The sequence below is a fragment of the Lysobacter sp. TY2-98 genome (assembly GCF_003367355.1).
Taxonomy (GTDB): Bacteria; Pseudomonadota; Gammaproteobacteria; order Xanthomonadales; family Xanthomonadaceae; genus Cognatilysobacter.
The window spans coordinates 2,094,984-2,107,770 of record NZ_CP031413.1; the positions used below are offsets into that span (position 1 = coordinate 2,094,984).

At 68.5% G+C, this 12,787-nt stretch carries 14 protein-coding genes and 1 other RNA gene; 12 read left to right on the forward strand and 3 right to left on the reverse strand.

Translation table 11 applies throughout. From position 1 onward, the window contains the following. Window positions 1-4 precede the first annotated feature (4 nt). The 4 genes from DWG18_RS10190 (at window position 5) to DWG18_RS10205 (ending at window position 2,557) form a co-directional block, all read left to right on the forward strand. On the forward strand, window positions 5-580 hold the full coding sequence (locus DWG18_RS10190; RefSeq protein ID WP_115647085.1) for a hypothetical protein: 576 nt from the start codon (window positions 5-7) through the stop codon (window positions 578-580). Further along, window positions 580-1,134, forward strand: coding sequence for a cob(I)yrinic acid a,c-diamide adenosyltransferase (locus DWG18_RS10195; RefSeq protein ID WP_115647086.1), 555 nt, complete (start codon window positions 580-582; stop codon window positions 1,132-1,134). The genes DWG18_RS10190 and DWG18_RS10195 overlap by 1 nt, the downstream gene beginning before the upstream one ends. A gap of 28 nt (window positions 1,135-1,162) precedes the next feature. Beyond that, on the forward strand, window positions 1,163-1,555 hold the full coding sequence (locus tag DWG18_RS10200; protein ID WP_115647087.1) for a VOC family protein: 393 nt from the start codon (window positions 1,163-1,165) through the stop codon (window positions 1,553-1,555). 72 nt (window positions 1,556-1,627) lie between these two features. Further along, window positions 1,628-2,557 carry a histone deacetylase family protein gene (locus DWG18_RS10205; protein WP_115648138.1) on the forward strand — a complete coding sequence of 310 codons (930 nt, stop codon included), beginning with the start codon at window positions 1,628-1,630 and terminating at the stop codon, window positions 2,555-2,557. Window positions 2,558-2,560: 3 nt separating this feature from the next. On the opposite strand, the gene DWG18_RS10210 is transcribed toward DWG18_RS10205, so the two are convergent. From DWG18_RS10210 to DWG18_RS15490, 3 genes are read right to left on the reverse strand one after another with little or no spacing between them, the layout of a single operon-like run. Continuing rightward, a complete protein-coding gene (locus DWG18_RS10210) occupies window positions 2,561-3,025 on the reverse strand; it encodes a GNAT family N-acetyltransferase (protein WP_115647088.1) in 465 nt (154 codons plus the stop codon). 5 nt (window positions 3,026-3,030) lie between these two features. Beyond that, the gene (locus DWG18_RS10215) at window positions 3,031-4,389 is read right to left on the reverse strand and encodes an aminopeptidase P N-terminal domain-containing protein (RefSeq protein WP_115647089.1); all 1,359 of its coding nucleotides are present in this window, start codon (window positions 4,387-4,389) and stop codon (window positions 3,031-3,033) included. Between the two features lie 49 nt (window positions 4,390-4,438). Next, the gene (locus tag DWG18_RS15490; protein WP_240318508.1) at window positions 4,439-4,990 is read right to left on the reverse strand and encodes a UPF0149 family protein; all 552 of its coding nucleotides are present in this window, start codon (window positions 4,988-4,990) and stop codon (window positions 4,439-4,441) included. A gap of 114 nt (window positions 4,991-5,104) precedes the next feature. Here DWG18_RS15490 and DWG18_RS10220 point away from each other — a divergent pair, with 114 nt between their 5' ends. From DWG18_RS10220 to DWG18_RS10255, 8 genes are all read left to right on the forward strand, one after another. Continuing rightward, on the forward strand, window positions 5,105-9,619 hold the full coding sequence (locus tag DWG18_RS10220) for an EAL domain-containing protein (protein WP_240318509.1): 4,515 nt from the start codon (window positions 5,105-5,107) through the stop codon (window positions 9,617-9,619). Window positions 9,620-9,649: 30 nt separating this feature from the next. Then, window positions 9,650-9,874: a TIGR02449 family protein gene (locus DWG18_RS10225; protein ID WP_115647091.1), complete on the forward strand. Its 225-nt coding sequence runs from the start codon at window positions 9,650-9,652 to the stop codon at window positions 9,872-9,874. A 10-nt stretch (window positions 9,875-9,884) separates the two neighbouring features. Then, entirely contained in the window at window positions 9,885-10,187 is a 303-nt protein-coding gene (locus DWG18_RS10230) for a cell division protein ZapA (protein ID WP_115647092.1), read from the forward strand. A 106-nt stretch (window positions 10,188-10,293) separates the two neighbouring features. After that, a non-coding RNA gene (gene ssrS, locus DWG18_RS10235) (6S RNA) lies at window positions 10,294-10,479 on the forward strand. A gap of 42 nt (window positions 10,480-10,521) precedes the next feature. After that, window positions 10,522-11,112 (forward strand): 5-formyltetrahydrofolate cyclo-ligase, encoded by a 591-nt coding sequence (locus DWG18_RS10240; protein ID WP_115647093.1) that lies wholly within the window; start codon window positions 10,522-10,524, stop codon window positions 11,110-11,112. Next, a complete protein-coding gene (locus DWG18_RS10245) occupies window positions 11,109-11,576 on the forward strand; it encodes an EVE domain-containing protein (protein WP_115647094.1) in 468 nt (155 codons plus the stop codon). Before DWG18_RS10240 ends, DWG18_RS10245 begins: the two co-directional genes overlap by 4 nt. Before the next feature lie 4 nt (window positions 11,577-11,580). Beyond that, window positions 11,581-12,228, forward strand: a complete 648-nt coding sequence (gene rpiA / locus DWG18_RS10250) for a ribose-5-phosphate isomerase RpiA (RefSeq protein WP_115647095.1) — start codon at window positions 11,581-11,583, stop codon at window positions 12,226-12,228. Between the two features lie 81 nt (window positions 12,229-12,309). Next, window positions 12,310-12,750 carry a hypothetical protein gene (locus tag DWG18_RS10255; protein WP_115647096.1) on the forward strand — a complete coding sequence of 147 codons (441 nt, stop codon included), beginning with the start codon at window positions 12,310-12,312 and terminating at the stop codon, window positions 12,748-12,750. The last annotated feature ends 37 nt before the right edge of the window (window positions 12,751-12,787 follow it).

The window sequence follows — 12,787 nt, forward strand, 5'->3', positions numbered from 1 at the left end:
GACCATGACCGCCACTTCCCAGCGCACCCTGATCTTCACGCTGCTCGCCGCGCTGATGGCGGCCACGCGCATCAATCATTTCGCGCCGATCCCGGACGCTTCGTGGGCGGTGTTCTTCGTCGGCGGCTTCTACCTGTCGAAGTCGACGCGCTGGGCGTTCCCGGTGCTGATGGCGCTGGCCGTCGTCATCGACTACGCCGTGATCACCCGCAGCGGCCAGAGCTTCTGGAGCGCGTACTGCGTGTCGCCCGCGTACTGGTGCCTGGTGCCGGCGTACTTCGCGATGTGGGCGGGCGGCATGTGGCTGCGCCGTCGCAACGTCGCCAACGATGTGCGCTCACTCGGCCTGCTGGCCGCGTCGCTGGTGCTCTCGGTCTGCGTCTGCCAGCTGATCGCGCAGGGCAGCTTCTACTGGGTGTCTGCTTCGGTCGCCGCGCCGTCGCTCGCCGGCTGGTGGCAGAACTACGTGCGGTGGCTGTTGCCGTACATGCAGACCGCGGCGATGTACGTCGGCGGCATCGCGCTGGTGCACGCCTTGGCGACGTCGCTGTCGCGCGGCCGCGCGCTCGCCGCGCACTGATGGGGAACCGCCTCTCGAAGATCTACACGCGCACCGGCGACGACGGCTCCACCGGCCTCGGCGACGGTTCGCGCACCGGCAAGGATTCGCCCCGCGTCGACGCCTACGGCACGGTCGACGAGGCGAATTCCTGCATCGGCCTGGTCCTCGCGAGCGATCTGCCCGACGACGTCGCCAAGCTGCTGACGTCGATCCAGCACCAGATGTTCGATCTCGGCGGCGAGCTGTGCATTCCCGGCCACGCCGCGATCTTCGATACCGACATCGAGCGGCTCGAAAACGAGCTCGACCGCTTCAATGACCCGCTACCGCCGCTGAAGGATTTCATCCTGCCCGGCGGTGGCGAGGCTGCGGCGCGTTGCCACATCGCGCGCACCGTGGTCCGTCGCGCGGAGCGCGAATGCGTCGCGCTGTCGCGCGTGGAAACAGTGCGACCGGAAGCGATCCGCTATCTCAATCGCCTGTCCGACCTGCTGTTCGTCCTCGCCCGCGTGCTCGCACGCGCCAGCGGCCACGGCGAAGTGCTGTGGCGGCACGAGCGGCGCCACGGCTGAAGCCGATCCGATCCCGCGAGGCGACGTCATGAGCGGTCCCGCACGCGCCGGCGTCTTCATCTACGCGAAAGATCTCGAACGCGTCGCCGCGTTCTACGAGCAATTGCTCGACATGCGGCGCCTGCACGCGCGCGACGAGATCGTCGTGCTCCAATCGCTCGACCTGCAGCTGCTGGTGCACGCGATCCCCGAGCGGTACGCCGCGGACATCACGATCACGACGCCACCTGTGCGTCGCGAAAACTGCGCGATAAAGTTCTTCTGCACGGTGCCGCGCCTCGATGCAGCAGCGGGCATCGTGGCCTCCGGTGGTGGCACACTGTTTCCGGAGCGTTGGGACGGCCCGGGCTTCGTCGCCTGCAATGCGATGGACCCCCAGGGCAACGTCTTTCAGCTGCGCGAACCGGCCGATCACGGTTGATGACGCCGGTCGTGCGATGCGGCGTCGGCAGCGTAATGGGGTAAGAATTCGGCCATGACCGACATGCTCCCGCTGCTGCTGCTCACCCACCCCGCCTGCGCCGCGCACACGCCGCCCGCCGGCCACGCCGAGCGTCCCGAGCGGCTGGCGGCGGTCGTCGACGCGATCCGCGATACCTACCCCGACCTGCCCTGGGCCGATGCACCGCTCGCGACGCGCGAGCAGCTCGCGCGCGTGCATGACGATGCGCTGATCCGGCAGGTGCTCGATACCGCGGTCGCCGACGGCACCGTGCAGCTCGATCCCGACACGTTCCTCTCGCCTGGTGCAGCGGAAGCCGCGCTGCGCGCTGCCGGTGCGGGCGTCGCGGCGGTCGATGCCGTGATGAGCGGCCGCGCGCGACGCGTGTTCTGCGCGGTGCGCCCGCCCGGGCACCACGCGACACGCGACACCGCGATGGGTTTCTGCTTCTTCGATTCGATCGCGGTCGCGGCGGCGCACGCGATGGACGCGCATGGCGTCGAGCGCATCGCGATCGTCGACTTCGACGTGCACCACGGCAATGGCACGCAGGCGATCTTCGAACGTGATCCGCGCGTGGTGTTCTGCAGTTCGCACCAGTCGCCGCTGTATCCGGAGACCGGGCACGCGGACGAACGCGGCATCGGCAATATCTTCAACGCGCCGCTGCCGCCGGGCACGAGCAGTGAAGGTTTCCGTCGCGCATGGAGCGAAACGCTGCTCCCCGCCGTCGATGCGTTCGCGCCGCAGCTGCTGCTGATCTCGGCGGGTTTCGATGCACACCAGCGCGATCCACTCGCGCAGCTCGAACTCGATGCGGTCGACTACCTCTGGATCACGGGTCAGCTGCGCGAGATTTCACGACGCCACTGCGACGGTCGCATCGTGTCGATGCTCGAGGGTGGCTATGACCTGCAGGCGCTCGGCGAATCCGCGGCAGCGCACGCCGGCGCCCTCGTCGCGGACGGCGCCAGCTGGTGACGCTCAGTCCAGCGGCTTGATGTACTTCATCCACTCGGGCGTGTAGCCCGACCGCTCGTACAGCGCACGCGCCGGCGCGTTTTCCGGCAGCACGTAGAGCTGGATCAGCGGGTGGCCCTGAGCCTTCGCCCAAGCCTCGGCGGCCGTCATCAACGCGCGTCCGACGCCCCGGCCTTCCGCATGCGGCGCGACGACGACATCCGACACATGCGCGATCTCGCGCTGCGTGTAGTAGTCCTGCACACGACGCACATGGATGAACCCGGCGAGCCCGCCGTCGATCTCCGCGATGAAGCATGCGCAGCGTCCGTCGCTCGCGCGCAACGCCTCCCCGACGCTTGCGAGATCGGCAGCACAGACCTGTTTCGCGTCACGCAGCGCCGGCGTTCCCGTGGCGGCGAGCCGCGGAACCAGCGCGAGGATCGCGTCGTGATCGTCCTGTGTTGCGGCACGGATCGCGATGCCCATGCGAATCAGCCGCGGGCATCCGCCATGAACGCCTCGATCTCGTCCGCCGAACGCGCCAACCCGTCGGTCAACACCCGTGGCGCGGCCTTGGTGATGAGCACGTCGTCTTCGATGCGGATACCGATACCGCGCCACTTCGCGTCGACGGTCGGATCATCCGCATCGACATACAGCCCCGGCTCGATGGTGAACACCATTCCGGCCTCCAGCACCCGCGACTGTCCGTCCACGCGGTAGTCGCCGACGTCGTGCACGTCGAGCCCGAGCCAGTGCCCGGTCTTGTGGCGATAGAAGCGCTTGTAGCTGCCGTCGGCGATGATCTTCTCGAGCTTGCCGCGCAGCAGGCCGAGGCGCAGAAGTCCTTCGCTCAACGTCGCGACCGCCGCCTCGTGGATCGCATCCCAGTGCGTGCCGGGGCGTGCCTGCGCCAGTGCGGCGGCCTGCGCATCGCGCACCAGGTCGTGCAGCGCGCGCTGTGCCGGCGTGAAGCGTCCGTTCGCCGGGAACGTGCGCGTGATGTCGGACGCATAGCCGTCGACTTCGGCGCCGGCATCGATCAACACGAGATCGCCGTCGCGCGCGGTGCCGTTGTTCGCGTTGTAGTGCAGCACGCACGCGTTCGGGCCGGCGCCGACGATGCTGTTGTAGGCGGGCACCGCGCCATGGCGACGGAACACGTATTCGAGTTCCGCCTGCAGCTGGTATTCGGCCACGCCGGGACGCGCCGCCCGCATCGCGGCCTGGTGCGCGGCGACGCTGATGTCGGCGGCCCGTTGCATCAACTTCAGTTCGCCCGCGTCCTTGAACAGCCGCAGCTCGTCGAGCAGATGGCCGAGCTCGAGGAATTCGTGCGGCGGCTGCGCACCGCTGCGCACCTGCGCGCGCACGCGGTTGAGCCAGCCGATCAGCTTGAGATCGAACTCGGCGTCGCGACCGAAGTGGTAGTAGACGCGCGAACGGCCTTCGAGCAGGCCGGGAAGAATGTCGTCGAGATCGGTGACGGGATAGGCGTCATCGACGCCGAACGTTTCCACCGCACCTTCCGGCCCGAACCGCGGGCCGTCCCAGCCTTCGCGCTCGGGATCGCGCTCGCGACAGAACAGGATGGCTTCGCCGTGGCGACGTCCTGGAATCAGCGCGAGCACCGCGTCCGGTTCGGGGAAGCCGGTGAGGTAGAGCAGGTCGGAGTCCTGCCGGTACGGGAAGTGCGTGTCGCGGCTGCGCACGCGTTCGGCGGCGGCGGGCACGATCACGATCGCGTCCTCGCCGGCCATGCGCATCAACTGCTTGCGGCGGCGGGCGAACGGCGAAACCGGGGCGCGCGGCGCGGCTTTGGTCGTGCTGGTTCTGGACGTTCGAGCCATTGCGCCGATGGTAGGACGAGCGCGGCGTCGATGGATACGCGCCGGCGTGTCAGTTCAGGCGCTGGCGATGCTCGCGCGCGAGCACGCAGTCGCCATGCAGCAGCAGCGCGGCGACACGCACGAACTCTTCGATCTCGACCAGCGCTTCCTCGTCTTCTTCGTCGCCCTCGTCCTGCGGCTGCGCGGCGGCGAGCTTGGCGAGGTCGGCGAGCGCCTCGTGGCTTTCGTCCGACAGCGGCGGCTTCGCACCCGAGGCCAGCCCGAAGGCGCCGACGAAGCCGCGGCACCAGTCGAACACGGCGCCACTGCGCTCCATCAGCGGCGCGTCGGCGTCGGGCAGCAGCAGTTCGAATTCGAAGCTGCGGTCGGACAGCTGGGCCGACGTGGCCTCGCGCAGGCGATCCAGCGGCGTGCCGGCAGTGGGCGCCGACAGCGCCGGATCGGCGAAGGCGCCGGCAAGCCAGCCCCGGTCGTCGCCACCACCACCACCGGCCAGCCAGCCACACAGGGCACCGTGAAGCTCGAAGGGCGAGGTCGCCAGGCCAAGGCGCACGGCTTCGGCGTCGATGTCGGCAACGGACGGCAGCTCGGATTCGGTCACGGATCTCTGGAAACGCGATGGGGTTCGCGAGTGTATCAATCGGGGTGCGCCGCCCGGTTGAGGCCGCAAGCTCGCGATGCCTACACTGGCCCCCTCTTCCCGGTCGCGAGTCCCGTGCGCGCCCTCGTCACCGATCGACTCCGGGCCGTACTCGCGCCGCTGCTTATCGCCGCGTTGCTGACTGTGCCGGGCGGATACGCGGCCGGCGCCACACGCGACTTCTATTTCGAGGCGGTCGGCACCGAACGCGGGCTCACGCAGAGCTCGGTCAGTTCGATCGTGCAGGATCCGCTCGGCTTCATCTGGGTCGGCACGCAGGGCGGCCTGCACCGCTATGACGGCCAGCGCTATCGCGTCTACCGCCATGATCCGCAGGACCCCGCCAGCCTGCCGGACAGCTTCGTTACCGCGCTGGATGTCGACGCGTCGCCCGCGCTGTGGGTCGGGACGTTCTCGCAGTACGTGGCGCGGCTCGATCTGCGCACGGGCACCATCCGCCGCTACCTCGACGCCGCGCCGGACCGTCGCGCGGACCGCCAGGTCCTGACCCTCCATGCGGATCGCGACGCGATCTGGATCGGCACGGTCAGCGGCCTGGATCGGCTGGACCCCGCCACCGGACGGCGCCAGCGCGTGCTCGACCTGCCGGCGCGCGCAGCGAGCGGCGCACCCAACCAGCAGCTGCGTCGCGATCGCGCGGGCAATCTCTGGTACGCCACCGGCCAGGGCCTGTTCCGCGTCGACGGACTGCACGCCACGCGGGTCGGTTCCGCGGAACCGGCGTATGCGCTGCAACAGGGGCAGGATGGCCGACTCTGGCTGGGCGGCGAGCATGGCCTCGAGCAGGTCACGACCGCTGGACGTGTGCACGCGTGGCCCACCGACGGCGGGGCGGCGCAAATCCGCGCCATGGTGCAGACGCGTGACGGCCGACTGTGGCTATCGGTGTACCCCGATGGCCTGCGACGCTTCGATCCCGCCACGGGTGACGTGGTCGCGCTGCGCGAGGACCGCGCGGTCGCCGGCACCCTGCCCGAGAACAGCGTCAACACGATGTACGTCGACCGCAGCGGCCTGCTGTGGCTCGGTGGGCAATTCCGCGGCGCGGCGGTGGGCGATCCGCGCGGCGCGCAATTCGCCTTCATCACCGACACCGGGCCGCACGTCGGGGCGAACCCGGCGGCGGACGACAGCGTCCGCGCGGTGACCGGCACGCCGGGCGCGCTCTGGTACGGCACCGATGGCGATCGCCTCGTCCGCTACGACCTCGCCACGCAGCAGTTCGAGGATCTGTCGGATCGCCTGCCGGGTGGCCGCACCCGGGTCGCGGGCTTCCTCCACCAGCCCGACGGGCACCTCCTGCTCGCGACGTCGAACGGCCTGGCCGAACTCGATCCTGCGACGCGCGCCATCCGTCGCGTCGACCTGCCGACCGGCGTGAAGGTGGTCGCGCGGTCGATCGCACGCGATCTCGACGGCGCGATCTGGATCGGCACCTCGGGCCACGGCGCCTATCGCTACGACGCCGCGCGCGGCACGCTCGATCATTTCGAGGCCGGAAACGGCGCAGGCGCGACGGTCTCGCATCCGAACGTGCATGCCTTGCTCGTCGACCACGCCGGACGCGTCTGGTTCGGCACCGGCGACGGCCTCGACGTGCACACGCCGGACGGCCGCATGCGCCACTTCCGCCATGCGGTGGACCGCGCGGATTCGCTGCCCAGCAACGTCGTGCGCGCGCTGTACGAAGGCGCGGACGGCCGCATCTGGGTCGGCACGCACGCCGGGCTCAGCGAGGCGGTGGCATCGGGCAGCGCGGGCGATCTCGTGTTCCGGCGTCCGCTCGACGCTGCTCTGCCCGACCACGCGACGCTGACCGTGTTCTCGCTGCGCGAAGGCCCGCGCGGCACGCTGTGGGCCGGCACCGACGCCGGCCTGTTGCGCTACCGCCCGGCGACGCATGACGCGCGCCTGTTCGGGACCGGCGAAGGCCTGCAGGATCTCGAATTCAACGGCGGCGCGGCGGGAACGCTGGTCGACGGCCGCCTCGCCTTCGGCGGCGTGCGTGGCATCAACCTGGTCGATCCGAAACGCGCGGATGCGCCCGCCTATGGCGCCCCGCTGCGCCTACTGACGGTGCGCGCCGGCAACACCGGAGGTGGCGCGCCATCGCTGTGGCCGCCCACGTCGCTGCACGTCGGCGCGAACGACGAAGTCGTGCGCCTGAGCGTCGGCGCACTGGACTTCGCGCCGTCCGCGCAGCCGCGCTACCGCTACCGCATGGACGGCTTCGATGCCGACTGGATCGACAACGGCACGCAGCGCGACATCACCTACACGCACGTGCCAGCCGGGCACCACGTGTTCCGCGCGCAGGCGACCGATCGCAACGGTCGCTGGTCGCCCGTCGAACTGACGTTGCCCATCGAGGTCGAGCGCCCGCTATGGCGTCATCCGCTGGTGATCGCGCTCGTCGCTCTCCTGCTGCTCGCGCCGCTGGTTTTCGCCGCCTACCAGTGGGTGCAACGCCGCCGGCGCGAGAGCGTGCATCTGGCCGACCTGCGCGAACGCGAAGAGCGGCTGACGCTCGCGCTGTGGGCATCGGGCGAGGTGTTCTGGGACTACGACCTCGATCGCCGCGTGCTTCGGCGCATGCAGGCGCGCGCAGCCGACCGCGACGAGCCGGACATTGACGTCGACACCCGCGAGGAGCCCAACCACCGCATCCATCCCGAGGATTTCGAACGCGTGCTGACGCAGCTGCGCCGTCATCTGCGCGGCGAGACGCCCGTGTTCGAGTCGCAGCATCGCGTCCTCGATCCCGACGGCGAATGGATATGGGTGCGCGCGCGCGGCCGCGCGGTGGAGCGCGACGATGAGGGTCGCGCCATCCGCATCGCCGGCACGGCACGCGACGTCAGCGCCACACGTCGCGCGGAGCGCGATCGCCGCGTCGCCAGCGAAGTGCTGCGCAGCATGGCGGAAGCGGTCGCCGTGTTCGACGATGACTTCCGCTTCATCTCGGTCAATCCCGCCTTCACCCGCATGACCGGCTACACCGAAGGCGAAGTCGCCGGCCAGCAGACCAGTCTCATCGACAGCCGCCAGCACGACGAAGTCGTCTATCGCCAGATGCGCGAGGAATTGCAGCGCGACGGGCGCTGGTCGGGCGAGTTGTGGCAGCGTCGCAAGGACGGCAGCGAATTCCTGTGCTGGCTGCAGGCCAGCGTGGTGCTCGACAACGCGGGCCAGCGCGGCCACTGGGTCGCGGTGCTATCGGACATCACCGACCAGAAACGCGCCGAGCAGGAACTGCGTTACCTCGCCAACTACGACACGCTCACCGGGCTGCCGAATCGCGCCCTGCTGCTCGAGCGCCTGTCACGCGCGATCGCGCGCGCGCGCCGACAGGAGACGCGCATCGCCGTGTTGTTCCTCGACCTCGACCGCTTTAAGGACATCAACGATTCGCTGGGCCACGCGGCGGGCGATGCGATCCTCCGCGCCACCGCGGGCCGCCTGCGTCATGCACTCGGCGGACGCCACGTCGTCGCGCGTCTCGGCGGCGACGAATTCACCGTGGTGATGGAGCACGTCGAAGACCTCGACGAAGCGGAGACGGTCGCGCGCCAGTTGCTGGCTTCGTTCGAATCACCGCTCGACGCCGGTGACCTGCGTGACGTGATCATTTCGCCGTCGATCGGTGTCGCGCTGTATCCGGATGACGCGGATACGCCGTCGGACCTGCTCAAGCACGCCGACACCGCGATGTACCAGGCGAAGGCGCAGGGCCGTCGCACCTACATGCGCTACAGCGGCACCATGGATGTCGACATCCGTCGTCGCGCCACGCTGTCGGCCGCGCTGCGCAAGGTCATCGATCGGGACGAACTGCACCTCGTGTACCAGCCGCGCCTGTCGCTGTCGCAGCAGCGCATCGTCGGCGTGGAGGCGCTGCTGCGCTGGAATTCGTCGGAATTCGGTGCGGTTTCGCCCGCGCAGTTCATTCCGCTCGCCGAAGAATCGGGACTGATCCTCGAGATCGGCCAGTGGGCGCTGCACACCGCCTGCGAACAGTTGCAACGTTGGCGCGATGCCGGCCTCGACATCGCGATGGCGGTGAACGTATCCGCACTGCAGTTGCGACGCGGCCACCTCGCCGGCGTGATCGAACGCCTGCTCGCGGATACCGGGCTGCCGCCGGATCGCCTCGAACTGGAACTCACCGAGAGCGTGATCATGGCAGAGGAAACCTGGTCGGCCCTGCAGGCCATCCGCGACCTCGGCGTGCACATGTCGATCGACGATTTCGGTACCGGCTACTCCTCGTTCGCGTACCTGAAGCGCCTGCCGATCAACGCGCTCAAGATCGATCGCGAATTCATCGGCGATCTCACGCGCGACCCCGACGACGAAGCCATCACCAGCGCGGTCATCGCGATGGGGCATTCGCTCGGCCTGAACGTCGTCGCGGAGGGCGTCGAGACGGAAGGCCAGCTCGACTTCCTGCGCCGGAATGGTTGTGACGAGATCCAGGGCTACTGGCTTGCGCGCCCGCTCGACGCCGAAGCCTGCGAGCAATTCATGCGTGAATGGCGATGGGAGTCGGGTATTCCGGGTGCGCCTTGATTCGGGCGGTCGCGCTGCTATCGTGGCGGCATGGACGACAGGCCCCAGACGCTCGAGTTGATCCACCAGCTGGCGCGGCGCATCGACGAACTCGGTGATCGCCTGCGTCGGCTGCAGGACGAAAACCGCAGCCTGCGTCATCAGCAGGGCGAGCTCGCGACCGAGCGCGCCGCGCTGCTCGCCAAGAACGAACAGGCCCGGGTGCGCGTCGAGGCGATGATCGCCCGTCTGCGTTCGCTCGAGCAGCACACCTGAGCGATACGCCATGAGCACGAACAGCGAGCCGGTCAATATCCGCGTGCTCGATCGCGAGTACATCGTCGGCTGCACGCCCGAGCAGCGCGAAGGCCTGCTCGCCGCGGCCAAGCTTCTCGACAACCGCATGCGCGAGATCCGCGGCAGCAACAAGATGGCCGCGATCGATCGCATCGCCGTACTCGCGGCGCTGAACTTCGCGCACGAGCTGCAGCAGTCCAAGCACGACACGCATCGCGAGCGCGACATCGCGCATTCGCTCGGCATGCTGAACCGCCGGCTCGATGACCTGCTCGATCTTCCGGCCGGTTGACCGCCCGTCGCAGGCACTGCACCCGATCACGACACGACTGAATTGCACCCCAGCCGTGACGACGAACGCACGATCGATCGAGAACTCGCGCGCTATACTCCGTGCACGTCCTCTGCTGTGTTCGACGGCGTGTGCAAACATTCGCCTTGTCCCTTAAAAACGACACCGGGAACGTGACCGCCGCCCGGAGCGCATGCCCGCCCACGAGCGGGAAGCCCGAAGGTGGCCGAGCGTTCCCACTTGAACCCCGGGTTCAAGGTCGTTTCGCACGCATCGGCATGGTGGAGGACACTTTTTTCTTCCCGTCGCGTCGCGCCCATCGGGGCGACGCGCGATGACGGTTGCCACCAACGACCTGCGTCAGCTCCGTCGCGATATCCGCGCACGTCGCGCCGCACTCTCGCCCGCCCATCGCATCGCCGCTGCGCAGCAGGTGGCGGCGCGATTGCAGGCGTTGTCCGCGATCCCGAAGGCTGGCTACGTCGCTGGCTACTGGGCGGTCGACGGCGAGATGCCCTTGCACGTCTGGCAGCTTTCATTGCCGGCCGACTGCATCTACTGCCTGCCGGTGCTCGGCGACGATGCGCTACTGCGCTTCGCGCCGTGGCGGTCGGGAGATGCGCTGGTCGCCAATCGCTTCGGCATTCCCGAGCCTGATGTCGCGACGTCGTCCCTGCTCGAACCCGCCGATCTCGCCGCGATCGTGATGCCGCTCGTCGCGTTCGACGCCGCGTGCAACCGCGTCGGCATGGGCGGCGGCTGGTATGACCGCAGCCTCGCAGGCCTGAGCGATCGAACACCACGCCCGCTGCTCGTCGGAGCCGCCTACGAACTCCAGCGCGTGGACGCGCTGACGCCCGCCGAATGGGACATTCCGCTCGATGCGGTGTGTACCGAATCCGATACCTACCTGGCCACCGCATGACGCCCCGACGCCGCTACTGGCTGATGAAGTCCGAGCCCGACGCCTTCTCGATCGACGACCTCGCCCGCGTTGGCACCGAGCCGTGGACCGGCGTGCGCAACTACCAGGCACGCAACTTCATGCGCAACGGCATGCACGTCGGCGACGGCGTGCTGTTCTACCACTCCAACTGCACACCGCCAGGCATCGTCGGCACGGCGACCGTCGCAACGGCGGCGTATCCGGACCCGACGCAGTTCGATCGCAAATCGCACTACTTCGATCCGAAGGCGACGCAGGAAGAGCCACGCTGGTTCAACGTGGACGTGCGCTTCGAGCGCAAGTTGTCACGGATCATTCCGCTCGAGGAAATCCGCTCACATGCGGACGAACTCGAGGAATTCGAACTGATCCGTCGCGGCAGCCGCCTGTCCGTCCTGCCGGTCTCCGCCGCGCAGTGGAAATACCTTCTTTCCCTCGAGTGACGTCATGACCGAAGCGAAACGCCTGGCCGCCGAGAAGGCGATGGACTACGTCGAAGACGGCATGATCGTCGGCGTCGGCACGGGCTCGACCGTCGCGTATTTCATCGACGCAATGGGCCGCGAGCCCGATCGCATCAAGGGTGCGGTTTCGAGCTCGGAGCAGAGCACCGAACGCCTGCGCAAGTTCGGCATCGAAGTGCTCGACCTCAACGCGACCGGCCCGCTGTCGCTCTACGTCGATGGCGCCGACGAATGCGATCCATCCAAGCGCCTGATCAAGGGCGGCGGCGCGGCGCTCACGCGTGAAAAGATCATCGCGCAGGCGAGCCAGCGCTTTGTCTGCATCGTCGATCCCAGCAAGCAGGTCGACGTGCTGGGTCGCTTTCCGCTGCCGATCGAAGTGATCCCGATGGCGCGCAGCCTCGTCGCTCGCGAAGTCGTCGCTGCGACCGGCGGCCAGCCCGTCTGGCGCGAGGGCGTCGTCACCGACAACGGCAACTGGGTGCTCGACGTTCACGGCCTGCGCATCACCGATCCCGTGGCGATGGAAACTGCAATCAACCAGATGCCTGGGGTTGTCAGCGTCGGACTGTTCGCGCGCCGCGCGGCGGACGTCGTGATCGTCGGTGGCGAAACGCCCCGCGTGCTGTGAGCCAACCGCCGGTCGGGACGGCTGCCTGCCCTCTCCCCGGCGTCGCTATGCTCGCCTGACGCCGCCGACGGGAAGCTTCGGATGATTCGCACCAGCGTTCTGATCGTCAGCCTCTTCGCCACTTTCCTCGCGAGCGCGCAGACACCGCTTCGCGCGACGGTCGCGACTCCGGCAATGCCGTCGAAAGCGGCGCAGGTGCAGCCTGACTATCAGGCGCTCTACCAGCGCGAAGTCGAGAAGAACAGGGATCTGAAGGGTCAGGTGGCGTCGCTGACGGATCGCATCAGCCAGATGACCCACCCGGGCGGCAGCGCGGTGCAGGCCTACTGCGAAACCCCGACGATGAGCCGGAACACTGCGGGCGCCAGCAACGATTGCGCAAAGAACGGCTTCGGATGCGAACCCGTCAGCGGCCTGTGCCGCACCTCGGCGCGCTCCAGTGACGAGTGCGCGGCGACGTACATCTACTGCGCAACGACCGGCGGCTGCGTACGTGACGCCAACGCGTGTCCCTCCGGCTGAGCACGCGTTCCTTATTTCAGTAGCGCTTGGGTCTACG